Source organism: Streptomyces sp. NPDC045899, assembly GCF_056431485.1.
In genome coordinates this window covers 401396-425417 of the sequence record NZ_JBWKKP010000002.1, presented here as the reverse complement: position 1 = coordinate 425417, position 24022 = coordinate 401396, and the positions used below count along the sequence as shown (strand labels likewise).

22 protein-coding genes, 1 tRNA gene and 1 pseudogene are annotated in these 24022 nt (G+C 70.9%); 8 read left to right on the top strand and 16 right to left on the bottom strand.

Annotation, left to right across the window (positions count from 1 at the left end; all coding sequences use genetic code 11):
• The first annotated feature begins 39 nt into the window (after positions 1-39).
• From AC07FT_RS04500 to AC07FT_RS04485, 4 genes are all read left to right on the top strand, one after another.
• Positions 40-918, top strand: a complete 879-nt coding sequence (locus AC07FT_RS04500) for an SDR family NAD(P)-dependent oxidoreductase (protein WP_479173871.1) — start codon at positions 40-42, stop codon at positions 916-918.
• 146 nt (positions 919-1064) lie between these two features.
• Positions 1065-2978: a P-loop ATPase, Sll1717 family gene (locus AC07FT_RS04495; protein WP_479173870.1), complete on the top strand. Its 1914-nt coding sequence runs from the start codon at positions 1065-1067 to the stop codon at positions 2976-2978.
• 88 nt (positions 2979-3066) lie between these two features.
• The gene (locus tag AC07FT_RS04490) at positions 3067-4809 is read left to right on the top strand and encodes a serine/threonine-protein kinase (protein WP_479173868.1); all 1743 of its coding nucleotides are present in this window, start codon (positions 3067-3069) and stop codon (positions 4807-4809) included.
• A 56-nt stretch (positions 4810-4865) separates the two neighbouring features.
• Positions 4866-5180, top strand: a complete 315-nt coding sequence (locus AC07FT_RS04485) for a DUF5994 family protein (protein WP_479173866.1) — start codon at positions 4866-4868, stop codon at positions 5178-5180.
• Here the strand turns inward: AC07FT_RS04485 and AC07FT_RS04480 are convergent.
• The 7 genes and pseudogenes from AC07FT_RS04480 to AC07FT_RS04450 form a co-directional block, all read right to left on the bottom strand.
• Positions 5165-5515: a MerR family transcriptional regulator gene (locus AC07FT_RS04480; protein WP_471194617.1), complete on the bottom strand. Its 351-nt coding sequence runs from the start codon at positions 5513-5515 to the stop codon at positions 5165-5167. The two genes, AC07FT_RS04485 and AC07FT_RS04480, sit on opposite strands and share 16 nt — an antisense overlap.
• 780 nt (positions 5516-6295) lie before the next feature.
• The gene (locus tag AC07FT_RS04475) at positions 6296-6610 is read right to left on the bottom strand and encodes an SCO5918 family protein (protein ID WP_479173864.1); all 315 of its coding nucleotides are present in this window, start codon (positions 6608-6610) and stop codon (positions 6296-6298) included.
• 209 nt (positions 6611-6819) lie between these two features.
• Complete coding sequence (locus AC07FT_RS04470; protein WP_479173862.1) at positions 6820-8313, bottom strand: DEAD/DEAH box helicase; 1494 nt, start codon at positions 8311-8313, stop codon at positions 6820-6822.
• Positions 8314-8545: 232 nt separating this feature from the next.
• Positions 8546-8749 (bottom strand): cold-shock protein, encoded by a 204-nt coding sequence (locus AC07FT_RS04465; RefSeq protein WP_028799214.1) that lies wholly within the window; start codon positions 8747-8749, stop codon positions 8546-8548.
• A gap of 205 nt (positions 8750-8954) precedes the next feature.
• Positions 8955-9395: pseudogene (locus AC07FT_RS04460) on the bottom strand (hypothetical protein); the annotation flags it as partial.
• 445 nt (positions 9396-9840) lie between these two features.
• Positions 9841-9913, bottom strand: a tRNA-Arg gene (locus tag AC07FT_RS04455).
• A gap of 101 nt (positions 9914-10014) precedes the next feature.
• Entirely contained in the window at positions 10015-11166 is a 1152-nt protein-coding gene (locus AC07FT_RS04450; protein ID WP_479173860.1) for a serine hydrolase domain-containing protein, read from the bottom strand.
• A 111-nt stretch (positions 11167-11277) separates the two neighbouring features.
• Between AC07FT_RS04450 and AC07FT_RS04445 the strand changes: the two genes are divergently transcribed.
• The 3 genes from AC07FT_RS04445 (at position 11278) to AC07FT_RS04435 (ending at position 13430) form a co-directional block, all read left to right on the top strand.
• The gene (locus tag AC07FT_RS04445; protein WP_479173859.1) at positions 11278-11979 is read left to right on the top strand and encodes an SMI1/KNR4 family protein; all 702 of its coding nucleotides are present in this window, start codon (positions 11278-11280) and stop codon (positions 11977-11979) included.
• 138 nt (positions 11980-12117) lie between these two features.
• Entirely contained in the window at positions 12118-12633 is a 516-nt protein-coding gene (locus AC07FT_RS04440) for a SigE family RNA polymerase sigma factor (RefSeq protein ID WP_479173858.1), read from the top strand.
• Positions 12634-12638: 5 nt separating this feature from the next.
• Positions 12639-13430, top strand: coding sequence for a hypothetical protein (locus tag AC07FT_RS04435; protein ID WP_479173857.1), 792 nt, complete (start codon positions 12639-12641; stop codon positions 13428-13430).
• 96 nt (positions 13431-13526) lie between these two features.
• On the opposite strand, the gene AC07FT_RS04430 is transcribed toward AC07FT_RS04435, so the two are convergent.
• From AC07FT_RS04430 to AC07FT_RS04395, 8 genes are all read right to left on the bottom strand, one after another.
• Positions 13527-15314, bottom strand: a complete 1788-nt coding sequence (locus AC07FT_RS04430) for an IucA/IucC family protein (protein WP_479173856.1) — start codon at positions 15312-15314, stop codon at positions 13527-13529.
• Positions 15311-15928, bottom strand: coding sequence for a GNAT family N-acetyltransferase (locus AC07FT_RS04425; RefSeq protein ID WP_479173854.1), 618 nt, complete (start codon positions 15926-15928; stop codon positions 15311-15313). Before AC07FT_RS04425 ends, AC07FT_RS04430 begins: the two co-directional genes overlap by 4 nt.
• Positions 15925-17232, bottom strand: a complete 1308-nt coding sequence (locus tag AC07FT_RS04420; protein ID WP_479173852.1) for a lysine N(6)-hydroxylase/L-ornithine N(5)-oxygenase family protein — start codon at positions 17230-17232, stop codon at positions 15925-15927. The genes AC07FT_RS04425 and AC07FT_RS04420 overlap by 4 nt, the downstream gene beginning before the upstream one ends.
• 33 nt (positions 17233-17265) lie before the next feature.
• The gene (locus AC07FT_RS04415) at positions 17266-18849 is read right to left on the bottom strand and encodes a pyridoxal phosphate-dependent decarboxylase family protein (RefSeq protein ID WP_479173850.1); all 1584 of its coding nucleotides are present in this window, start codon (positions 18847-18849) and stop codon (positions 17266-17268) included.
• A 196-nt stretch (positions 18850-19045) separates the two neighbouring features.
• Positions 19046-19927, bottom strand: coding sequence for a siderophore-interacting protein (locus tag AC07FT_RS04410; RefSeq protein WP_479173848.1), 882 nt, complete (start codon positions 19925-19927; stop codon positions 19046-19048).
• 48 nt (positions 19928-19975) lie between these two features.
• A complete protein-coding gene (locus tag AC07FT_RS04405; RefSeq protein ID WP_479173846.1) occupies positions 19976-21004 on the bottom strand; it encodes an ABC transporter substrate-binding protein in 1029 nt (342 codons plus the stop codon).
• Positions 21005-21371: 367 nt separating this feature from the next.
• Positions 21372-21650 (bottom strand): DUF4190 domain-containing protein, encoded by a 279-nt coding sequence (locus AC07FT_RS04400; protein WP_479173844.1) that lies wholly within the window; start codon positions 21648-21650, stop codon positions 21372-21374.
• A 3-nt stretch (positions 21651-21653) separates the two neighbouring features.
• On the bottom strand, positions 21654-21809 hold the full coding sequence (locus AC07FT_RS04395) for a hypothetical protein (RefSeq protein ID WP_431774860.1): 156 nt from the start codon (positions 21807-21809) through the stop codon (positions 21654-21656).
• A 148-nt stretch (positions 21810-21957) separates the two neighbouring features.
• On the opposite strand from AC07FT_RS04395, the gene AC07FT_RS04390 reads away from it, so the two are divergent.
• A complete protein-coding gene (locus AC07FT_RS04390) occupies positions 21958-22587 on the top strand; it encodes a TetR family transcriptional regulator (protein ID WP_471194559.1) in 630 nt (209 codons plus the stop codon).
• On the opposite strand, the gene AC07FT_RS04385 is transcribed toward AC07FT_RS04390, so the two are convergent.
• The gene (locus AC07FT_RS04385) at positions 22553-23890 is read right to left on the bottom strand and encodes a M6 family metalloprotease domain-containing protein (RefSeq protein WP_479173842.1); all 1338 of its coding nucleotides are present in this window, start codon (positions 23888-23890) and stop codon (positions 22553-22555) included. The genes AC07FT_RS04390 and AC07FT_RS04385 overlap by 35 nt on opposite strands.
• Positions 23891-24022: the final 132 nt, after the last annotated feature.

Here is a 24022-nt window from a genome sequence, read left to right as displayed (position 1 = left end):
ATAAACGGGTCGCGTCAGCGCCCCCAAGGAAAGGCCCCCATGTCCTCCTCCACCCCCTCCCTCGGCTCCCACCACACCGACGGCTCCCAGGTCGTCGTGATCACCGGCACCTCCTCCGGTATCGGCCTGGCCGCCGCCGTGGCCGCGGCCCAGGCCGGCTGGCGTACCGTCGCCACCCTCCGTGACCCGTCCCGCGCCGGGGCCCTGCGCGAGGCGGCCTCGGCCGCGGGCGTCGAGCTCGACATCCGCCGTCTCGACGTTACCGACGAGACCGCCGCCACCACCCTGGTCGACGCCGTGATCGCCGACTACGGCCGTCTGGACGCCGTGGTCAACAACGCCGGCGCGGGTCACCTGGGCACCCTGGAGAACGAGACCGTCGCCGATGTCCGTGAGGTCATGGAGGTCAACTTCTTCGGCGTCCTCCACCTCTCCAAGGCCGCCCTCCCGCACCTGCGCGCCACCGGCGGCCGCCTGATCACCGTGACCAGCGTCGGCGGGGTCATCGGCCAGCCCTTCAACGAGGCGTACTGCGCCGCCAAGTTCGCGGTCGAGGGCTACATGGAGAGCCTGGCCCCGGTCGCGCGGGCCCTCGGCGTCACGGTCTCGGTCGTCGAACCGGGCGCGGTGGCCACCGAGTTCGTCAACAACATCAGCCTCGACCTGGAGGCGGAGGTCGCCGCCGCGGGCGCGTACGCCCCCACCCTGCGCGCCTACCTGGAGCGCACCACCGCCCAGTTCCTCAACGGCGCCCAGACCCCGGCCGAAGCGGCCGGCACCGTCCTCGAGGCCCTCACCGCCGACGCCCCCGCCTTCCGTCTCCAGACCTCCGACTGGGCCCGTGCCTTCACCGCCACGAAGCTGGCGGACGGCGACGGCTCGGCGGTGCAGGGGCTGACCGGCACCTGGATCGCCTGACGGCTCCCCGCCGCCTCGACGCGGCCCCCTTGACCCCCGGACGCCCGTGTCCCCGGCGTTCGTGACCCTGATGAGTGTCCGTACGGATACCGTGGGTCAGGCAGGCCCGTGCTCATCGACGGGCTGACACCAGGGGGTTGGTAGGGATGGCTGACGGACCGCTCCTCGCGGACCTGCACTTCGGGCGCGAGGACGCCGAACGGGACGTGACCGACGGACTGCTGTTACGCGGGGCCTTCCTGCCCACCGCCGCCTACCGCGGGGCGGTGACCGGGCGGAAGATGCTGATCATCGGGCGGAAGGGATCCGGTAAGAGCGCCATCTGCATGCAGCTGATGGCGGACGGAGTCCACACCGACGGCAAGGTCCTCGTCACCCCGGATGAAACCGCGGGGGAGGAGATCCGCCGGTTCGAGCTCCAGGGACTCCCCGCCGATTCCGCCAAGGCGCTGATCTGGCGGTACGTGTTCGCCGTGCACGCGGCCCGCCACCTGGTCGCGCACGCCAGGGGGACGCACGCCGACAGACCCCGCTCGGTCAAGGCGCTGGCCCGCTTCCTGAAGCAGAACGGCGAACTCGACAGCGGACGGCTGGACGACCGGCTGGCGCGGGGAGCACGGGGCCTCCAGACCTCCCTCTCCCTGGAGGCGTTCGGCATCAGGGCCGCTGTCGACCTGGCGTCCTCCCCGTCGGAAGGCGCCCGCGCCGCCCGGCAGTTGGAGATCGTGGAGCAGGGCGTGGCCAGGGTCCTCACCGACCTCGGCTGCGACGGCGCCCACGGACCCCTGCTGCTGATGGTCGACCAGCTGGAGCAGGTGTGGTCCGCGGAGTCCGACAGCAACTCGATGGTCATCGGCCTGCTGCTGGCGGCCAAGCACGCGGCCGGGCTCTACGGGCGCGCCATCCGGTTCCTGCTGTTCCTGCGCTCGGACATCTACGACTCGCTGTCCTTCGGGGAGGGCGACAAGTTCCACGGCGACGAACTGCGGATCGCCTGGACCGACCAGGCCCTGCGCGACCTCGCCCTGGCGCGCGCACGCGCCTCGGCCGGAGCCGGACTCACCGCCGAGCGGCTGTGGCGGGAGCTCTTCCCGGAGACCGTGGACGGTGAGGAGACCGCGGCCTACCTCTTCCACCGCTGTCTGCCCCGCCCCCGGGACGCCATCCAGTTCCTCAACCTCTGCCAGGAGACGGCCTGGCTGATGAACGGCCGCGACCGGATCACGGAGGACGACGTCCTCCAGGCGACCCGCCAGTTCTCCGCGTGGAAGCTCAATGACCTCTCCCTCGAGTACCTCGTCGCCCACCCCTTCCTCAAGCGCCTCTTCCCGCTCTTCCAGAACACCGGCTATGTGGTCACCCGGGCTGCCTTCGACGCCCGTTTCGAGACGGCGGCCGAGACGCTCCACGAGCTGTTCCCGGCGTACGCGCACGCGCTGACCCCCTCCGGCGTCATCGACGTCCTGTACGGGGTGGGCTTCCTCGGGGTGCGGCGCGGGAACGACGTGGTGTTCGCGGGCGGCGACGACCTCCCGGTGCAGCCGCACGAGACCGAGCTCCACGTCCATCCGTGCTTCCGCGCCGCGCTCGGCGCGACCAGCGCGATCGACCTCCGCCGCTATGAACCGTCCTCGGCGCGCAGCCGCATCGCCACGGGGTACATCAGCCCCGCGGCCCTGGGGACCACCATGGTCACCCGCGAGGTCCGGCTGCTGGGCGAGCTCATCCGCGCCTGCCATTCGACCCTCGGCCAGACCGGCCGTGCGGTGGGGATGGCGGATGACGTCAGGGACGAGATCGTCCAGCAGATCCAGCGCGTCCTGTACGACGCCAACGCCATGTTGGTGTCCGCGGGACGGGGCGGATCCGTCGACGCGGACGACCATCTCCTCACCGCGGCCCACTACCTCACCGGTCTCGCCGCACAACTGCTGGACAGCGGGCTGGAGGGAGCGGCGGGCTCCGGGGGTGTCGCGCACCGCCTCACCGAGGAGTCGCGTCGGCTGCGACGGCTCGCGGGAGGCTCATACGGAAGCTCGGGCGACTCGGGGGGAACCTGAACCGCCCGAGGGAGCTGGTATCTGAGGCACGACCCGGACCGGCCGCCGCCGTCCGGCGGCGTGGGGTCCGGGCGAGGGAGGGAACGGGGTGCAGGGCGTACTTCTCGCTGATCGCTTCCGCATCGGCGAACGACTCGGCGTCGGCGGCATGGGCGAGGTCTGGTCCGCCCAGGACGAACGGATGCGGCGCGATGTGGCGGTCAAACTCGTCCACTCGCTGCCCCTGGGGGAGGAGGGCGAGACACAGGCCAGGTTCCAGCGCGAGGTGCGGCTGGCCGGACGGCTGTCCCATCCGAACATCGTCACCGTCCACGACTGGGGCGAAGAGCCCATCAGCGGACGCCGGACCCTCTACTTCGTGATGGAGCTCGTCCGCGGTGTCTCCCTCCGCCAGCGGCTCAAGGAGTCCACGCCCCCGTGGCCGGTCGCCGTCGGATGGGCCCGGCAGATCGCCCAGGCCCTGCACGCCGCGCACAGCCGGGACGTGATCCACCGGGACATCAAGCCCGCCAATGTCCTGCTCACCCCCGAAGGTGCCGTCAAAGTGCTCGACTTCGGTGTCGCCAAGTTCCTGGGCGACACCATGAGCATCCACGAACTCACCGTCACCGGCGCCCTGGTCGGCTCGCCTCCCTATATGTCCCCCGAACAGGCCGAGGGCCTGCGCGAGATCGACCACCGCAGTGACCTGTACTCCCTGGGCTGCCTCCTCTACCACGTCCTCACCGGCCGCCCGCCCTTCACCGGCACCAGCCCGCTGGCGGTCCTGCGGATGCAGGCGGAGGCCGAACCGGTGGCACCGGCCGATCTCGTCGAGGGTCTCCCGCGGTCCCTCGACGAACTCACCCTGAGCCTGCTGGCCAAACGCCCCGAGGACCGCCCCGAGGACGCCGCGGCCGTCCACGCCGCACTGAGCACCCTGCTCGTCGACCACGTCGTCACCCTGCCCGAACAGAACCCCCTCGACATCGTCCAACTCGGCTACACCGACACCCTCTCCGCCCGCCTCCTGGAACGTGCGTGGCAGGTCTGGCGCTCGACGGAGACCTACAGCGCCACCCTCCGGGCCGAGGCCGACCACGAGACGGAACGGGCCGGGACACAGAGCGAGGAACTGCTGGCCTCGGCCCGCGGCCGTGTGGTGGAGGCGGAGACCGAGGCGCTGCGCCTGCTCGACGAGGCGAAGCGGCGCGCCGACGAGATCGTGGGGACGGCCGAGCGGGAGTCCCGGCAGCTCCGTGAGGCGGCGGAAGCGAGCCAGAGGCAGCACGGGGAGGCGTGGCAGGAGGCGGTCCAGCGGATCGAGGAGGCGGCCAAGTCCTCCTCGAAACCGGCCAGGGCGAGGGCCGACGACACGGCCCTCCTCCGCACCCAGGCCGAGATCGACGAACTGCGCGAACTGGCCGCGCGGGAGGTCGCCAAGTCCCTGAGATCGGCCGGCGACCGCACCGACGCCCTCGTCCGTGCCGCCGAGGAAGAGCTCGCCGAGGCGCAGACGAAGGCCAAGGCGGTCGTCCGAGCCGCCGAGACCGAGGCCGCCTCGGTGCGCATCAAGGCCGTGAGGAAGGCCGAGACCCTGCTCAAGGAAGCCGAGGACAAGCGATCCGCGGCCCTCCGCGAGGCCGCCGAACTCCGGATCGCAGCGCAGCGCGAGGCCGAGCTCACGATCGAACAGGGCCGCCGGGAGCTGCAGTTGGTGCTGCGCCGCCGTGAGGACATCAACGCCGAGATCTCCCGGGTCCAGGACGTCCTGGAAGCCCTGGAGTCCTTCGAGACCCCGGGCTCCCCGCGCCGGCCCCCGGACTTCCGCCGGGACGACGGCGGGGCGTGACCGCCGGGGGCTGACGCCCCCCGTTGCCGCTTCCGGAGCCGCCACGTGACGATGACGTGGCCACCCTCCTGGTCGACACGACGCACCCGAAGGTACAGGTGCTCTACGAGCCGCTGGAGACGACCGAACCACGCGAGGGTGTCCTCGACGGTGCGTGGTGGCCGCGGTCACGCGACATCGGTGCTGAGCTACCCGCGCCGCTGGGTCCCCGCATCACACATCTGGGCCCCGTGACCCGCGTCGGGCTGGACACCGCGGCCGTGGCCGCCTCTACGGGCACGCCATGTGCACTCCGCAGGAAAACGCAGGTCCAGACCCGCGAGGAACGGCTCCTCCCCCTGCCCGTGCCAGGTGATCAACTCGAATCGTGACGGGGGCGGTCGGCCGCTTCGTTCGCGGCACGGCGGTACTCGGCGTTGATGCGCTGAGCCTCCTCGAGCTGGTCCTCGAGGATGACGATGCGGCAAGCAGCCTCGATCGGGGTTCCCCTGTCAACGAGCTCGCGGGCGCGGGCGGCGATCCGCAGCTGGTAGCGGGAGTAGCGGCGATGTCCGCCCTCCGAGCGCAGCGGAGTGATCAGGCGAGCCTCACCGATGGCTCGGAGGAAGCCCGGGGTGGTGCCGAGCATCTCGGCGGCCCGGCCCATGGTGTATGCGGGGTAGTCGTCATCGTCCAGACGACCGTTGAGTGGAGTATTTGCTGCCATGTCACCTCGTTGTGCAACGCGTCGAGGGGCCCTGGTGCCGTACGGCACCAAGGCCCCGAAGGGAATTCAACACCATCTGTCGGCGCTGATGCTCTGCCGACCTTCTGTTTCCGCTACCCGGCCCTGCAAGGGGAGGGGTGCGGGGATCGTGACTGCGTGACCGGGGACCACCATCCATTCCGGGGTCTTGCGGTACCCGGACCGAGAGCTTCCCCGGCCGGGCGATCCTGATGGCGTCTGCTCCTCCGTCCTTTTTGCCGACCACTGGGTGAACGGGCACTGCGGTACTGCTCGGTGATCCTTTCGGCAGCCCCTCGACCTGCGGGCTGCCCAGTCCGGCTCTCAGCCCCGTCACCGTTCTGCGAACACCTTGGCTTCGGAGCTCCAGAGCCGCACTGACCTGCGGACTTACATACTGCTACCCGCCAGTTCGTGTCTGCCGGGTCTCGCTTGACCGTGTCAACGAGAAAAACAGTAACCGAGCTAGGGGTCGATGTCTACTCTGACAAGAGTAGATTTTAGCGCTCGGGAGCCACAGGTCTCCTGTGGCCTGCGATGACGGGTGGAACACGTGGTCGTGGGCGGCGAGAGCGTGGTCGTGGGCCCTGCGGTCCTGCAGGCTGCGTTCGTCTCGGCCACGGTGGGCGTGAGGCGCCGCTTCGCCCCTCCGCTCGACCAGGAGTTTCGTACGGGTGGGGCGGCGATACGACGGTGAGGGCCCTGCCGACGCGCGTCGGCAGGGCCCTCACCGGGTCCTTGATGGCGGTTTGCCGCCTGTGTTCACACCTTCGGGGTGGCGGTGCCTCCGAGCAGCGCCGAAGCGGTCTGGAGCGGAGTGGGGACGCACACCGGCGCGGTGTCGGGGTGGGCGGTGCAGGTGAAACCGAGGCGGGTCATGGCCCGGACGACTTCGCCGCTGGTGAAGTCGCGGCGGTCCTGTCGGGTGATGACCTGGCCCACTTGCTTGACCGGGTAGCGGCGACGGCCGATGGTCACGGACTCACCCGCGACGAGCTCGGGAATGATGCCCTTCATCGAGGCCAGCACCCCGTTCCTGGTGAGCTCGAACGGGTACCGGGCGATGACACAGCGCATGATGCCTCACAGAGGAGAAGGGGAACGGGCCGAACGGGCGAGGCGGATCAGCGGGCGAGGGGTGAGGACGCCCGGGGTCCGGCCATGCTCCCCGACGGCATCGGGCCGAGCACCGGGTGCGGTGAACGGCCCGACGAAGATGTCCCGTAGACGGATCCGGTCCGTGCAGGTGGGGCTGCCGCGGAGAACGGCGAGCCGGAAGAGCGGCTCTAGGCGGCCGAGCCGAAGCCGGGCCGCCGCTGAGCCCTGCGGCGCGCCGCTTCGCCGACGGGCCGGACCTGTCCGGCGCGGCCCCTGCGGCCCCGACGGCCCCGGGACGAGGGAGACGTGCCGCGGGGACGTTCCGCGTCCGGCGCCGTGATGACGACCGGGACACCGGAAGGGGCCTGGGCACCTGTGATGCGGCTCAGCTCCGCCTCACCCGACCGCACCCGGGCGATCCGGGGGGTGATGCCCGCCGCAGTCATCAGCCGGCTCATGTCGCGACGCTGATCAGGGGTCACCAGGGTGACGACGCTGCCGGACTCGCCCGCACGGGCCGTACGACCGCCCCGGTGCAGGTAGTCCTTGTGGTCGCTGGGCGGATCCACATTGACGACGAGATCGAGGTTGTCGACGTGGATCCCGCGCGCCGCGACGTTGGTGGCCACCAGGACCGTCACATGCCCGCTCTTGAACTGGGCCAGGGTCCGCGTGCGCTGCGGCTGGGACTTGCCACCGTGCAGGGCCGCGGCGCGCACACCGTTGCTCAGCAGGTGCTTGGTCAGCCGGTCCACCGCGTGCTTGGTGTCGAGGAACATGATCACTCGACCGTCTCGCGCCGCGATCTCGGTGGTCGTCCGGTGCTTGTCCGCTTCGTGAACATGGAGTACGTGGTGCTCCATCGTGGTGACCGCGCCCGCTGACGGGTCGACGGAGTGCACGACCGGATCCGTCAGGTAGCGGCGGACCAGCAGGTCGACGTTGCGGTCCAGGGTGGCCGAGAAGAGCATCCGCTGCCCGTCGGGACGTACCTGGTCGAGCAGGGCGGTGACCTGAGGCATGAAGCCCATGTCGGCCATCTGGTCGGCCTCGTCGAGGACCGTGATGGCGACGTCGCCCAGCCGGCAGTCGCCCCGGTCGATGAGGTCCTTGAGCCGCCCGGGCGTCGCGACGACCACCTCGGCCCCGGCACGCAGCGCACCGGCCTGCTTGCCGATGGACATCCCTCCGACGACGGCGGTCATCCGCAGGCTCACGGAGCGGGCGTACGGAGTGAGCGCGTCGGTGACCTGCTGGGCGAGCTCGCGGGTGGGGACGAGGATGAGGGCGAGCGGCTGCCGTGGCTCGGCACGCCGCCCCGCCGTACGGGCCAGTGCGGCGAGGCCGAAGGCGAGGGTCTTGCCCGAGCCGGTGCGGCCACGGCCGAGTACGTCACGACCGGCCAGGGAGTTCGGCAAGGTCGCCGCCTGGATCGGGAAGGGTTCGGTCACGCCTTCGTGGCCGAGCGCGGCCAACAGCTGTGCAGGCATGGCGAGATCGGCGAACGCCCCGACGGCGGGCAGCGGGGGTGTGATCGTCTTCGGGGGCGCGAACTCGCCCTGTACGGCTCGTCCGGGCTGTCGATTTCCGTAGCCTTTGGAACGGCGCGGACCACCGGATCGGCTGCCGCCGGTGCCTCCTCCGAAGCGGTCATTTGTGCGGGATGTACGGGCACGCTGCATGCGGAACCTTCCTTGACGGGCACGTAGCAAGGAATTCCCGCAGCAGATGAGCGGCGCAGAGAATTTCGAGACGGGCCGAAGTCGATATGGGGCGAGTCGGAGCGACGGGGAATGCTCCACCGGGTCGGTGATGTGGCGGAGCCTTCCCGTCGCGCGCCCTGAAAAGCGGCGAGCTGGGGCCCGCACCTCAGAGGTGCGGGCCCCAGCTGCGAAGTCTGCGTCAGCGCCGGTGTCAGGCGGGAACGATGTTCTCGGCCGTCGGGCCCTTCTGGCCCTGAGCGATGTCGAACGACACCTTCTGGCCTTCCAGCAGCTCGCGGAAGCCCTGGGTGGCGATGTTCGAGTAGTGGGCGAAGACGTCGGCGCCGCCGCCGTCCTGCTCGATGAAGCCAAAGCCCTTTTCCGCGTTGAACCACTTCACGGTGCCAGTAGCCATTTTATTTCTCCTTCGGGGCGGTGTCAGGAATTTGCCCTGTGCGAATTCCGTGTCGCCGTGATGATTAACCCGTCGGAAATGAACCTTCTGGCAACCACACCTGCAACTGAGATCGACAGTAGCACGGTGCAACCAGCCCTGCGCGGTCGATAATTCCGAGCCGGTCGACGGTCGAGGAATACTTGCCGTGCCCGGCGTCTATTTCTCATGTCGCGGACATAGATATTGCTCGCCGCGGAGCGGCCCTTCTGCCGTGCGCTTCCGCCCACAGCCCCATGACCTCCGCCGACGGGAGATGTGCCGCTGCCACCATCGTCAGCGGATGGCACAGCGCCGAACGCGCCGAAGCTCCACTATCGCGATGAAGGTCACATCCCCCGCGAAGAGCGCGAGGGCCGGTGGCCGGCAGGTAGCCGGACGGGACCGCCCGCACCCGCAGCACGTCGGCCACCGCCGCGGCGGCACGCGGCCTCACCCGGTCGCTGAAGCAGAGGACGCGGTCCCCGCGCTCACGTCCCGGTTCGCTGATCCGCGGCTCCGCACCGCCCGGGCCGACAGGGAGGGGCGTCGGGGCGTCCAGGCGGCCCGCGACACGGTGGTTGTGGACGAGGATCGTCGGCGGGTGCCCTGCGCTGGCCCACTGGCCCCGTCCTTGGACGGTCCGGCGGGATACCTTGCCGGCTGGGTGACAGTGGTGGTCACCTCTTGCCGGCCGGCCGGGAGTTCATCGTGGTGGTCGGGCAGCGAGCGCTTCTCCATGTGGTGTTGCGGGTGCCATGGCGACACGCTTCGGCGGGCGCTCGTCCCCGCGTTGGGCATCATCGGGACGAGCGAGAGAAGTTGAGCGCCGGAGGGATGGGCGCGGCCTCCGCGGCCCAGTGGCGCCGTGCGGGTGAGGAGTTCGCCGAAGGTGCCGTCGCGCTCGTGACCCTCCGCCGTGGCCAACGGTTTCCGGGCCTGCGGCACACTGACGGCGTCCCGGACCACGTCGCGGGGGCGACCGGCCGCATCGGGCATCTCTGCTTGCTCCGGCGCGTGCGAAGGCCCTCCCGCCTGTTGGGCGGAAGGGCCTATGGCCAGGCATTTCGCTGTGCCCCCGGCAGGATTCGAACCTGCGACACCCGCTTTAGGAGAGCGGTGCTCTATCCCCTGAGCTACGGAGGCCCGACGGTCTGGCGGCAGGGTGGCCGGTGAGGGCCGTGCCGCCGCCAGACAGTGTAGCGGGTGGTGATCGGGAGGCCGCGGGGGTTTGCGGATGGGCGGGGTCAGGCCGTGGCGGCGTGGTGCCAGAAGGCGCGGGTCAGTGGGGGCGGGGTGGGGCCGGACATCTGGAGCTGGGTGAGGAGGATCGTGACCGCCCCGGTGGTGGGGATGAGGTGGCCCGCCGTACCCGTGCCGCCGACCCAGCCGTAGCGGCCCGGGACGTTCCAGGGGTCGGCGGGGGTGATGTCGACCGAGCCGCCGTAGCCCCAGCCCTGGCCCTCCAGGAACAGGGCGCCCGCCTCGCGCTGGGCCGGGGTGAGGTGGTCGGTGGTCATCCGGGCGACCGAGGCCGGGGTGAGGACGCGGCGGCCGTCGGGGGCCGTGCCGTCGGCGAGGAGCATACGGGCGAAGGCGAGCCAGTCGTCGGCGGTGGAGACCAGGCCCCCGGCGCCGGAAGGGAGGGCCGGAGGGGTGCTCCACTGGCCGTCGGGGGCGTCGAGGAGCTGTGGGGCGCCGGACGCGTCGGCGCCGTAGTAGCCGGTGAAGCGGTCCAGCGCGTGGGGTGGGACCGCGAAGGCGGTGTCGGTCATGGCGAGGGGTTCGAAGAGCCGTTCCGCCAGGTACTCGGGGAGGGGCCGGTCCGTGACGCGGGCGATCAGGACGCCCTGGAGGTCGGAGGAGAGGTTGTAGAGCCAGGCGTCGCCGGGCTGGTGCAGCAGGGGGATACGGGAGAGGGCGGCCATCCAGGCGTCCGGTGGCGCGACGTGCTGGGGCTGGGGCGGGCCCTGCTTCAGTTCGCTGAAGAGCGGGGCGAGGGCGGGGAGGGAGAAGTCGGCGGGGAAGCCGTGGCCCGTACGTGAGGTGAGCAGATCGGCCACGGTGATCGGCCGGGCGGCCGGGACCACGTCGTCGACCGGGCTCGCGGGCGTGCGGACGACCGACGGGGACGACAGCTCAGGGAGCCAGCGCGCGATCGGGTCCTCCATCGCGATCCGGCCCTCGTCCACCAGCGTCATCACCGCCGCTGCCGTGATCGGCTTGGTCATCGAGGCGATCCGGAAGATCGTGTCCCGGGCCATCGGCGTGCCGCCAACGAGCTCCGTGGTGCCGACGGCCGCCGCCTCCACCTCGTCGCCTCGCGCCACCAGCGCCACCGCTCCCGGCAGCGGTCCGTCGTCGACATGGGACTGGAGGAGGTCGCGCAGGGAGGACATCGGGGCTCCTTCGAGTGCGGGCAGGGCTGGGACGGGCCGGTGAAGGGTGGACCCCTGGCGCGGAGGAAATTCATCGGACCCGCCCCGAGCTGCGGCGATACCGTCGCGTCCATGAGCGGAACCATGAGCGGGACATGGACGGGGGTCCGCGAGCGCGTGCTCGCGCTGCGGGAGGCGCCGGGGGCGTCGAAGGTCTTCGGGGCGACGTGGGGGAAGTCGGGGCACGGCTTCGAGCTGCGACCGCCCCTGACCGAGGCCGAGCTGCTCGCCACCGAGCGGGTGTGGGGCGTCACGCTCCCCGAGGAGTACCGCGGCTTCCTGCTGGAGGTCGGAGCGGGCGGGGCCGGGCCGGACTACGGACTGTTCCCGCTGCCGGCACCCGGCGCGGAGGAGGGCGGCGCGGAGAAGGCCGCCACCGCGTCCGGACAGCTGCGGCGGACCTTCCGGCCCGCCGCCGTGGGGGAACTCCTCGACGCCCACGAGGAGGCCGAGCCGCGGCGCGACGCCTACCCCGACGACGAGACGTTCCGGGCGGCCCATCACGTCTGGGACCGGCGGGACGACGAGCTGCGTGACCAACTCACCGAGGGCGCCCTGTACATCAGCTCCCAGGGCTGTGCCTACTACACCCTCCTCGCCGTCACCGGCCCCGAGCGCGGCACCGTGTGGGACGACGTCCGGGCCGTCGGCGAGGGGGTGCAGCCCATCCAGCGTGCGGGAAGCGAACGGCTGACCTTCGCCGAGTGGTACCTCGGCTGGCTCGCGGCGGCCGAACGCCGGGCGTGGGCGGCCCCGGCCGAGGGCGTGGACTGACGTCCGACCGCCGCGCCGGGTGTTCTTGACCGCCGGTCGGGGGACACCCGGCCCCGGGCCGCCCCGATTCGTGCCCCGCGCCGTCCACCATGTGGAGAAGTGACGGTGCGGACACGGGCACGAGGCGAGGAGACCGCGGTGAGCGCTGCGACACCGGGCTTCGAGGAGTTCGTGGCCGCGCGCGGACCGCGGCTGCTGCGCGTCGCGTGGCTGCTGACCGGGGACGCCCATCTGGCCGAGGACCTGCTCCAGACCGTACTGGCGAAGGTCTGGCCGAAGTGGCGGCGGATCGCGGCCGACAACCCGGAGGCATACGTCCGCAGGGCCCTGGTCAATACGCACGCCTCCTGGTGGCGGCGGCGCTGGCGCAGCGAGGTCCCGCATGACGAGCTGCCGGACGTGACCGCCGTACCGGACCCCTTCGAGAGCGTGGACCTGGAACAGTCGCTGGCCGCCGCGGTACGGCTGCTTCCGGGGCGGCAGCGGGCGGTGGTGGTGCTGCGGTACTTCGAGGACCTGAGCGTCGAGGACACCGCCGAGGTGCTGGGGTGCACCGCGGGCACCGTCAAGAGCCAGGCGTCGAAAGCGTTGCGCACCTTGCAGTCGCTGGTGCCGCGGACCGAATCGGTGGAAGGCGGAGGGCGAGGGTGGTGACGGGCGTGGGTGGTGAGCGACCGGCGCGGGACGAGCCGGTGCGGCACGGGGCGACACATGACGAGCGGGAGCTGAGGGCGCTGCTCGAACGGACCGTTCCGCGGCCCGGCGCGCCCGCCGACCGCATGCTGCGGGTGCGGGAACGGGTGCTGCGGCGCCGACGCCGGCGGGTCGCCGGGCTGGCCGGGGGAGCGGTCGCCGCCCTGACGGTCATCAATGTGGTGGCCCCGGTCCGGGGCGGGGACGAGGCCGTCTACCGCCCGAACGCCGCTCCGCGCTCGGCGGCCACCGCCGGTACGTTCCGCTTCGCCGCGCTGGCGGGGATGACGGTCCGGCTGCCGGACGGCTGGAGCGGACGGGCGCTGCCGGTGCGGCCGGGGCGCGATCCGGTGGGGCTGGCCGGTACGCGGCCGTCGGCCGTGTCGGTGTCGTCGGAGGTGTCGTCATCGGAGGCGTCGTCCGCGTCCTCCGGGGCCACCCCGTGCCCCGACGTCCAGCGGTACTGCGTGCGCCGGTCGGCGCTGCGGCCCGGGGAGGGCCTGATCGTCTTCCGGTTGCAGCGCGGCCATGTGGGGGAGGGCGGTGCGCGGGCGCAGCTCATGGCCACAGGTCCGGGCCGGTCCTGCCGGGCGGCGGGCGGTACGCGGGAGTTGACGGGCTGGCGCCCGGTGGAGGAGGGCGCGGGGCGCGCGGGGGATGAGCTGGTGCTCGCCTCGGCCTGTCTCCACCGCCCGTCCGCCGTCACGCTCGCCCAGACGCGGTCCGTCCTGCGGACGGCGGTCTTCCCCGGGCGGTGAGGTCCCCGAGAGCCCCGCTCCGGGCGCGGGCATGAGCCGGGCCCCGCCCCAGGAGACCGTTCCTGGGGCGGGGCCCGGCCCGTTCGTTCCCCCGGCTCAGTCCGCCGGGCGGAAGCGCGCGATCGGGTTGCGCAGGGTGCCGATCAGCTGGAGGGCTCCGGCCGGGTCCTGGAGGTCCACCATCTCCTTGTTGTTGCGCAGCTGGAGGCGGTTGAGGCAGGACAGCGCGAAGTCCTCGGCGAACAGGTCGTACTGGGCGAACTTGTCCGCGAGCTGCGGGGCGGACTCCTGGTACGCGGTGACGCAGTCGGCCACCGTGCGCCAGAAGGCGTCCTCCGTCAGCAGACCGTCGTCGACCAGGATCCCATTGAGGAAGCGCAGGAAGCAGTCGAAGACATCGGTGAAGACCGACAGCAGCTTCATGTCCTCGGGCACGTCCGCGCGGATGCGCTCGACGGCCGGGGGCAGCACCGCGGACGGGTCCATGACCGCGATCTCCTCGGCGATGTCCTTGAAGATCACGCGTCCCACCGCGCCGTCCTCGATGACGAGGATGGCGTTCTCGCCGTGCGGCATGAAGACGAGGTCGTACGCGTAGAAGCTGTGCAGCACCGGGGTGAGGTACGCGTCCAGGTAGCGGCGCAGCCACTCGGCCGGGGTGCGGCCGGACTCCTCGATCAGGGCGCTGACGAAGGAGTTGCCGTCGGTGTCGGTGTGCAGCAGCGAGGCCATGGTGGCCAGCCGCTGGCCCGGCTCCAGTGTGGGGACGGGGCTCTCCCGCCACAGCGCGGCGAGCATCTTGCGGTAGGGGGAGTAGCGGTTGGTGGCGGCTTCGTACTGCCGGTGGTGGTAGCCGATGGCCGCCCGCTCACGGATGATCGAGAAGCGCGCCGCGCGGAAGGTGTCGTCGGCCTCGATGACGCCCGCCAGCCAGTCGTTGATGGCCGGGGTGGCCTCCATGTAGGCGGCGGACAGGCCCCGCATGAAGCCCATGTTGAGGACCGACAGCGCGGTCTTCACATAGTGCTTGGACGGGTCGCTGGTGTTGAAGAAGGTGCGGATCGACTGCTGGGCGAAGTAGTCGTCCTCGCCGGGGCCGAGGCAGACCAGGTGCTGCCGGGCGACCTCGGCGGCGAAGGAGACCGACAGCTTGTTCCACCACTGCCAGGGGTGCACCGGCAGCAGGTGGTAGTCGGCCAGGTCCAGGCCCAGGCCGGTCATGGTGTCCGCGAAGCGGGCGAGGGTCTCCTCGCCCAGTTCGGAGCGGACCAGCGTGTCGTAATCGAGGTCGGCGCAGGAGGTGAAGGTGGAGCGGTCGCGGCGGGCGGCGAGCCAGATCAGCTGGACCGGGCTCGCGGTCTCCGGGGCGTAGGAGAGGTACTCGTGGACGCCGAAGCCGAGACGGCCGTTGTTGGCGACGAAGCAGGGGTGACCCTCGGTCATCCCCGTCTCGATCTCCTGGAAGCCGGACTTGGCGAGCTGCGCGGCGGCCACCGGCTCGGCGGCCAGTTTGTAGGCGGTGCCGGACAGGGTGGAGCTGATCTCCTCCAGGTAGACCGGCAGGACCTCCTCGCTCAGCCCCAGCGTGGAGCGCATCTCGATGAAGAAGTCGAGTGCGTCGAGGGGGAGTTCTGCGCCGTCGCGGCCGTGGCGGGTGATGCTGTCGGCGTCGACCAGCCAGTGGTCCAGCGTCAGCACACGGGCGGCGAAACGATACGTCGAGGCGCCGTTGTCGCTCGGAACGGCGTAGCGGCCGTCGTCCTCGAGCACCGGCGTCAGCAGCCGCTCGTGGCTGAACTCGGCGAGCGCCTTGCGGATGAGCAGGCGGCCCGCCCGCTCCCACAGGCCGGGTGCGAGGTGGGAGACGGCGTCGCGGGGGCTCATCGGGTCACTCCATGGGTGGTACGGGGACGGGTTCCGGCGGCGGAGCCGTCGGCGGCACCGGCGGCACGCACGGCCTCGAACCGCTCACGCGTGCACACGCTCAGATAGGCGTCCTTCTCCGGTTTGGCGATCTTCTCGACGACCTCGAACCCGACGGCGGCGTTGAGCGCGTGCACCGCCCCGTTGCGGACGTCCGGCTCGACCACGACGCGGCGGACGTCCGGGTCGGAGAAGCAGAACTCCATCACCGTGGTGATGACGGCGAGCGTGAAGCCGTGCAGCGGGGTCTCGGTCGGCGCGCACAGGAAGTGCATGCCGAGGTCGCCCTCCTGGGGCTCGTAGAGCCCCACCAGGTCCACATGGGCCGGGTCGTAGCATTCGGCGAGGAAGGCGGGACGGCCCTCGTGCAGCCCGATGAACGCCTCGTGGTGCGGGTGTTCGTGGATCCGCCGGTACTCCTGCTCGACGGCCGCGAGGTCGGCGTCCTGCATCATCCAGAAGGACGCCTTGGGGTGGGTGACCCAGCCGTGCAGCAGCGCCGCGTCGGCCGCGGGGTCCAGCGGCCGCAGGGCGAAGCCGCCCAGCCGGTCGTCGTCGCGGGTGAAGAGGGTCATGACACGGCTCCTTCCGGGGCGCCGAACTCCTGGAAGGCGATGGCCTTCTCGATCGGGTAGTGCTCGCGGCCCAGCAGCTCGCGGATGATCCACGAGTTGCGGTAGGGGCCCATGCCCAGGTCGGGCGAGGTGAGGCTGTGGGCGTGGGTGGCGGCGTTCTGGAGGAAGATGCCGCGCCCGGTGGTGTCGATGCTGTAGTTGCGGGCGACGTCGAAGCGGCCGTGGCCGTCCCAGCGGATGCGGTCGCGCACCGGCTCCAGGAAGGCGGGCACCTGATAGCGGTAGCCGGTGGCGAGGACCAGCCCCTGGGTGGTGAGGGAGAAGTCCCGGCCCTGCTCGGTGTGGTGCAGCCCGAGGGTGTACGTCCCGCTCGTCTCGTCGTACGAGGCCTCGGCGAGCGCGGTGTTGGTCAGCAGCCGGGTGGGCACCGGACCGCTCACGCTCTTCTGGTACAGCAGGTCGTAGATGCCGTTGATGAGATCCGCGTCGATGCCCTTGAACAGGCCCTTCTGCTCGGACTCCAGCCGGTAGCGGGTGTCCTCGGGCAGCGCGTGGAAGTAGTCCACGTACTCCGGCGAGGTCATCTCCAGCGTGATCTTGGTGTACTCCAGCGGGAAGAACCGCGGGGAGCGGGTGATCCAGTTGAGCCGGTAGCCGTGGCTGTCGATGTCGGCCAGCAGGTCCTGGTAGATCTCGGCCGCGCTCTGGCCGCTGCCGACGACGGTGATGGACTCCTTGGCCTGGAGGGCTTCCTTGTGCTCCAGGTAGTGCGCGTTGTGCAGCAGATCGCCGCCCAGGCCCTGGCAGGGCTCGGGGATGTACGGTGGAGTGCCGGTGCCCAGGACGAGGTGGCGGGCGCGGTAGGTGGCGGTCTCACCGGAGGCGGTGCGGACCGCGTGCACCGTGTAGACGCCGTCGGCCTCGTCGAACTCGACCCGGGTCACCTCGTGGCCGAAGCGGACGCTGCGCAGCTTGCCGGCGGCCCAGCGGCAGTAGTCGTTGTACTCGGCGCGCAGCGGGTAGAAGATCTCGCGGATGTAGAAGGAGTACATCCGCCCCGACTCCTTCAGGTAGTTCAGGAAGGAGTACGGCGAGGTGGGGTCGGCCAGGGTGACCAGGTCGGCCATGAACGGGGTCTGGAGGGTGACACCGTCCAGCAGCATGCCCGGATGCCAGTCGAAGTCGGACTTGCTCTCCAGGAACAGGCCGTCGAGTTCGTCGATCGGCTCGGTGAGGCAGGCCAGGCCCAGGTTGTAGGGGCCCAGTCCGACCGCGATGAAGTCGAGAGTGTGCGGGGTGGACACGGGGGTCTCCGAGTGGGGTCGGCGGTCAGCGGCTCAGCTGGCGCGGGAGTGGCTGAGTTCGGGCTCGATGTGCAGGGCCAGGTACTGACCGGCGTGCTCGGCGAGGAGGTCCAGGACGAACGCGATGTCGCCCAGTGAGGTCTCCGGGTTGAGCAGCGTGAACTTCAGGTAGTGGCGGCCGTCGACGACGGTGCCCGCCACCACGGCTTCGCCGGAGGCGGCGAGCGCCTCCCGGGCGTGCAGATTGGCCCGGTCGACGAGGTCCGGGTCGCAACTCTCCTCGGCGGGCGGGACATAGCGGAACACCAGCGTGGACAGCTGGGGCCGGGTGACCACCTCGTAGCGGGGGTCGGTGTCCAGCAGGCTCCAGCCCTCGGCGGCGCGGTCCACGACCTCGTCGAAGAGGCCGCCGATGGCGTCCGCGCCCATGATGCGCAGGGTCAGCCACAGTTTGAGCGCGTCGAAGCGACGGGTGGTCTGGATGGACTTGTCGACCTGATTGGGGATCAGGTTCCTGGCGCTGCGCTCGGGGTTGAGATAGTCCGCGTGGTACGTGGCGTGGCTGAGCGTGCTGCGGTCGCGGACCAGCACGGCGCTGGAACTCACCGGCTGGAAGAAGGACTTGTGGTAGTCCACGGTGACCGAGTCGGCGCGCTCGATGCCGTTCAGCAGGTGGCGGCGGGTGGGGGAGGCCAGCAGTCCGCAGCCGTAGGCGGCGTCCACGTGCAGCCAGGTGCCGTAGCGGGAGCAGAGTCCGGCGATCTCGGGCAGCGGGTCGATGGAGCCGAAGTCGGTGGTCCCGGCGGTGGCGACGACGGCCATGACCACCTGGTTCTCCCGGCGGCAGCGGTCGAGTTCCCGGGCCAGCGCGACGGTGCGCATCCGCCGGTCCTGGTCGCAGGGGACCGGGATGACGGCCTCGTAACCGAGCCCGAGGATGGCGGCTGCCTTCTGGATGGAGAAGTGGCTGGCCTCGGAGGTGAGGATGCGCAGCCGCGGCAGGATGGCGGACTTGGGCGGGATCTCACCGGTTCCGGTGGCCGCCGCCTCCTTCTCCACCAGTTTGCACGCCTCGTCACGGGCGAGCAGCATCGCCTGGAGGTTGGACTGGGTGCCACCGCTGGTGAAGATGCCGTCCGCGGCGTCACCGAGGCCGATGCGCTCGGTGGTCCAGTCGATCAGACGGCGTTCGATCAGGGTGCCGCCCGCACTCTGGTCCCAGGTGTCCAGCGAGGAGTTGACGGCGGACAGGACCGCCTCGCCGAGCAGGGCCGGGATCACCACCGGGCAGTTCAGATGGGCCAGGTAGCGGGGGTGGTGGAAGTAGACGGCGTCCTTGAGGTAGACGCTTCTCAGTTCCTCGAGCGCGGCGTCCGCGTCGCCCAGCGGCCGTGCCAGGTCGATACCGGAGATCTCCGGGGCCAGTTCGGCGGGGGTGACGCCGGTGAACGGGCGGTCGGTGCGGGCGACGGTGGAGGCCACCAGATCGACGCCGTCGGTCACGGAGCGGCGGTAGCGCTCGGCCGTACGGTCGTTGAAGAGGTGGGCTCTGCCATCCGCCGCCACGGGTATCGAATCCGACGAGGGGTCCTCAGCGGTCTGCGCGAGGAAACTCACGGTCTGTCCCTTCTGGAAGCGGGCATGCGGGGGGAGTGCCTCTGCGGGCGGGCGTGCGGGTGCCCCGGCCGGCGGGGCCGGGCGCGCCGGGGCGCACCGGCGGTCAGTGGTCCGTCGGCCGGTGGGGAGCGGTGTGGGGGATGGGCTCGGGTACGGGGATTACGAGAAGGAGCGGAAGCGGGGGAACGGGAGGGGGTCAGTCGTCTTCCGCGGGGGCGGTGCCCGACACGGCTTCCTCGACGAGCTGTTCCTCACAGGCGCCCAGGCGCCAGTAGCCGGTGAAGGTCACTGCTCTGCGGTCGAAGCCGCGTTCGCGGACCAGGTGCCGGCGCACCTCGCGCACCGTCCCGGCCTCACCGGCGATCCAGGCGTACGGAGTGCCCTGGGGCAGTTCCGCGGCGCGCAGGGCGTCCAGCAGCAGGGCGTGGCGCGGGGTGCCGGGCCGGGCGCCGTCGCGGACCAGCCAGGTGATCTCGGCGTCGGCGACGGTGGGCAGTTCCTGGATGTCCTCGGCGTGCTGGACCTCGATCCACACCTTGGCGGGGGTGCCCGGGGGGAGCCACCGGAGGCTGCCGGCGACGGCGGGCAGCGCCGTCTCGTCGGCGGTCAGGAGGATCCAGTCGGTGCCGGGCGGCGGGCGGAAGTCCACGCCCGCGTTGTCGGCCTCGGTGGGGCCGAGCAGGGTGACGCGGTCGCCCGCCTCGGCACGGGCGGCCCAGCGCGCGGCCGGGCCCCCGTCCTCGTGGAGGGCGAAGTCCACGTCGACCTCGTCGGGTTCACGGCGCTGGTCGCGCACGGTGTAGGAGCGCATGACCCCGCGGACGGCCGGGTCCATGGCCCGCCAGGCGGCGAACCAGCCCTCGCCGTGCTCGGTGGGCACGACGGGGGCGGGCTGCCCCGGATGCGGCAGGAACAGTTTGAAGCGCTGGTCCCGGCCTCCGGTGGCGAAGTCCTTCAGACACGCGCCGCCGAAGGTGATCCGGGCCATGGACGGTCCGAGGACACGGGTGCGCACCACCCGCGCGTCGAAGAAGCGGAACGGGACGGCGGTGGGGGTGGTGGTGGCTGCGGTGGTCATGGGAGGGGGACTTCCCTTCGCTTGCCGTGGATCGGCCGGGGCGGCGGGTCAGCTGACCTTCTTCGCGTCCTGGATCGCCTTGGTGAGGGACTCGATGAGCGGGGCGGCGCCCGCGTAGGAGAACCGCGGCTCGCTGCTCCAGGGGGTGATCTGGTCGGCCTTGACGGCGGGCAGCTTGGACCAGGTCGGCTTGCCGGTCAGGGCGTCGGGCTGGAGGGTGGCCGTGCGGTTGTCGAGGAACAGCACATCGGCGTCGTACTTGTCGGCGTTCTCCCAGCTGAGGCTCTCGAAGTAGCCGCCCTTGTCGGTCTTGCGGGGCTGGACGAAGTCGACACCGAGCTCGCTGAAGTAGATCAGGTCGGCGTTGACCTCGGGGTTGGAGACATAGAAGAGGTCGGCGCTCGCGGAGCAGGCCATGACCTTGATCCGGTGCGATTTGGCCGTCTTGCGCAGCTCTTCGGCGGCCTTCTCGAAGCGCTTCTTCGCGTCGGTGACCTTCTTGGCGCCGAGGTCCGCACCGAGCGCCTCGGCCAGTTCGGCGTAGCGCTTGATGGGCTCCAGCATGGAGACGCGGCCGGTGGTGATGGCGGCGCTCGGAGCCAGTTCCAGGATCTTCTTCTTGCTGTCGTCCGGGATGTAGAAGAGCGCGCCCGGGTCGAACATGTTGGTGATCAGCAGGTCCGGGGTGAGCGTGGCGTACTTCTCGACGTTGAACTGCCCCCAGACGTTGCCCAGGGACTGCGCGTGGTCCACGGGGAAGTCGCCTGCCTGGACGTCCGGCTTGCCGTTCTTGAGCTTGCTGGGACCGAAGATACCGGTGATCTGCTTGTCGACACCGAAGTCGTAGAGCGCGGCCGCGGCACCGATGTACGCCACGACGTGCTCGGGGCGTCCCTTGAGGCTGATCTTCTTCTTGCGGTCATCGGTGAACGACCAGGAGCCGCTGCCCTTACCGTCCTTGCCGGAAGCCGAACCGTCCTCGCTGCCGCAGGCGGTGACCAGGGCGCCGAGGCCGACGGCGCCGCCCGCGGCGAGGAGGCCGCGGCGGGAGAGGGGGAGTGCTCTGGCGTGGCGCATGGAGACGGGCCTTCTCTCGAATTGCAAGGTGCACAGCGGACGTGACCACGGGACGGCCGCCCGAGGACGTAGTTAGGTTAGCCTAACCAACTAGATTGTCCAGTGGGCGGGGCCCCTCATCGCCCGGTGATCGAGAGGCGCCGAAGGGCTTTCAGGGCTGATTCGCAGGCTAAACAGGGCAGTTGGCCGACAAATCAGGGCATGGCGGGACGCGAGGGTCTCCTCCGCACGGTGCCCGTGCCGCAATGGCGTGAAACCGTCCCGTCCGTTTCCGCCGCCGGAGCGCGACGGACATCACATGCACAACACCCCGCGACGGGCACACGTGGTGTGCCGTTCACGGGGTGTTGGGCGGGTCTGCCGCGGATCAGCCGCCGAACTGCCAGAAGACGGACTGGTCCAGGGTCACCAGGACGACGAGCAGGATCACGTCCACGACGCCGAGCGCGATACCGAGCAGTGCCCGGCCCCGGCGGCCGGTCTCCCGGGCGAGTGCGAGCGTCCCGAGGACGATGGCGCACGGCCCGAAGACGGCGTTGAAGAGCAGGGTGCCGATGAGTCCCAGGATGAAGGAGGCGACGGCCATGCCGTCGGCGTCCCTCCGTGCCCGGGTCGGCGAGGTGCGGGTGGGTGCGGTCAGTGCCATGGGTCAGCTCCCCTTGTGCCCGGTGCGTTCGCGGATGAAGAAGACCATCAGCCAGACGCCGATGGCCGCGGATGCGGCGAGGAACAGCGGGAGCGGGGTGTGTGCCGCCGCGCCCAGCAGGATCCCCATCAGGGCGAGAGCCGCGACGATGAAGAGCATATGAGCCTCTCTCGAAGGGGTGGATCCGGATGCGGATGGCGTGCGGGTGGTCGTTCGGTGAACAATTGGATTCACACTTGTTCACTGACTTCCAGAGTACCCCCCGGACCCCTGGCCAAAGTCAGCAAACAGCTGTTTACTGAATGATATGAGTCACACGTCCGGGGTCCGGCAGGCCCAGAAGGAGAAGACGCGGCGCGCGCTGCTGGACGCGGGGCTGCGGCTGCTGGAGGACCAGAGCCTGAGCAGTCTGGGGCTGCGGGAGGTGACCCGGGTGGTGGGGGTCGCGCCCGCCGCCTTCTACCGTCACTTCCGGGATCTGAGCGACCTGGGCGTCGCCCTGGTCGAGGAGTCGCTGGGCAGTCTCCACGCCCTGATCCGGGCGATACTCGCCGACCAGATCGGGGACCAGGAGCGGATCGAGGCCACCGTCGAGGCGGTCGCCGAGCAGGTGCGCCGCTACCCCGCCCACATCCGCTTCATCGCGCGTGAGCGGCACGGCGGGGTCCGTCCGGTGCGGGAGGCGATCGCCGCCGAACTGGACCGGTTCGCCGATGAGGTGGCGGACTCCTTCGCTCCGCAGCTGACGCCGGAGGGCTGGTCCGCCGAGGACGTCCGGATCCTCGCCCAGATGTACGTCGACCACATGGTGATGACCGCGACCGCGTTCCTGGAGGTCCCGCCGGACCGTCCGGAGGAGGAGCGCCGGGTGGCCGACACCGCCCGCAAGCAGCTGCTGCTGATCAGCCTCGGGCGCCGGCACTGGCGCGACGGGTGACCTCCACGCCGTAGGCGCCGTCGGCGTCCTGGCCGGTGACCCGCACGGTGACCCGGGTGCCGCCCGCGGTCCCGGTGAAGGTCTGCCCGGGGCCGAAGGCCGCGTCGCTGAGCTCGGGGTGGACATTGCGCTCCCGGGTGCAGCCGCGGCCGTCGGGCGTGCTGTCCATGACGGTGACCGGGCCGCCGCCGGAGTCCACCCGGGTGTCCACCCGGGAGATGAGCACCCCGGGTTTGCAGACCGCCTCGTCGTTGCCGCCGCCCGTCCGCACCTCGACGGCGTAGCCGGTGGACGCCGAGACGGGCACGAAGACCATCTTGGTGCCGTCCGCCCGGTGCAGCGGGGTCAGGGTGTGGGCCGAGGCGCCGGACCGGGAGGCGCAGGCCACCTGGCCGGGACCGAACCAGCCCAGCTTCCACTTGTGCCAGGCGAGCAGATCGTTGCCGGCGCCCCAGTCCTCGGACATCACGTCCCAGTGGCCCACCTTGTCCCCGCCGCCGCGGGTGTAGAGGTCGGGCAGTCCGAAGACATGGCCGTTCTCGTGCGGCAGCACCCGGTAGCCGGTGCGGTGCAGTGAGCCGGAGCCGTCGTCCTGGCGGCTGTAGACGAAGGAGACGTTGGCCAGCGGCACTCCGTCGGCGATGGGGGCGCGCTGGTTGTCGGCGTAGGTCACCGAGAGCACGGCATGGGCGGCGGGCGGTCCCGCGTTCGGTGTCACCAGGACGTTGACCAGGTCGTAGCGGCTGAAGTCGATCTTGCGATCGGCCGCCTCGGCGAGGTCGGCCACCAGCTTGCGGTAACCGGGCTCGAACGGACTGCCGCGCTTGATCCCGTAGGACTTGAACGAGTGCGGCATCCGCAGCCAGCGCTTGATGGGCATCGCGGGACGGTAGTCGAGCCGGCCGTACGAACTCTGCGCGAACCAGCGCGTGGTCTGCGGGAAGAACTCCTCGAAGCGCTCCCGGGCGGTGCCCTTGCCGTGTACGTCGGGGAAATCGATCATGAGGTTGAGCGCGTGGACCGTCCCGGTGCTGCGGCTGTAGCCGCGATGGGTCGGGATGCCCTCGGACATCTGGAGGCCGTGCGCCGGGGCCAGGGTGCACGGCTCCAGTGAGCCGGTTGCCGGACGGGCGGACAGGGCGGGCGCCCGCTCGGGGGAGGCGGGCGCCGAGGGATGAGGGGTCGCCGCCGGGGCCACCACCGCCGCCGTGAGCACGGCTGCGGCGGCGAACGCACTGCCCCGGCGGGGCCTGCGTATTCGCGGGCGTATTCGCGGGTGAGAGGTCTCACGGCTCTTGCTCATCGCCGACCACGGTGTGTCGGGGGGGGGGGGGGCGCACGCCAAAACGGACGGGGGGGGGGAAAAAACGGTTCGTCCGGGGGGGGAGGGAGGACGGGCGAAGGTGGGGGAGACCCCCCACAAAAAAGGGAAGTC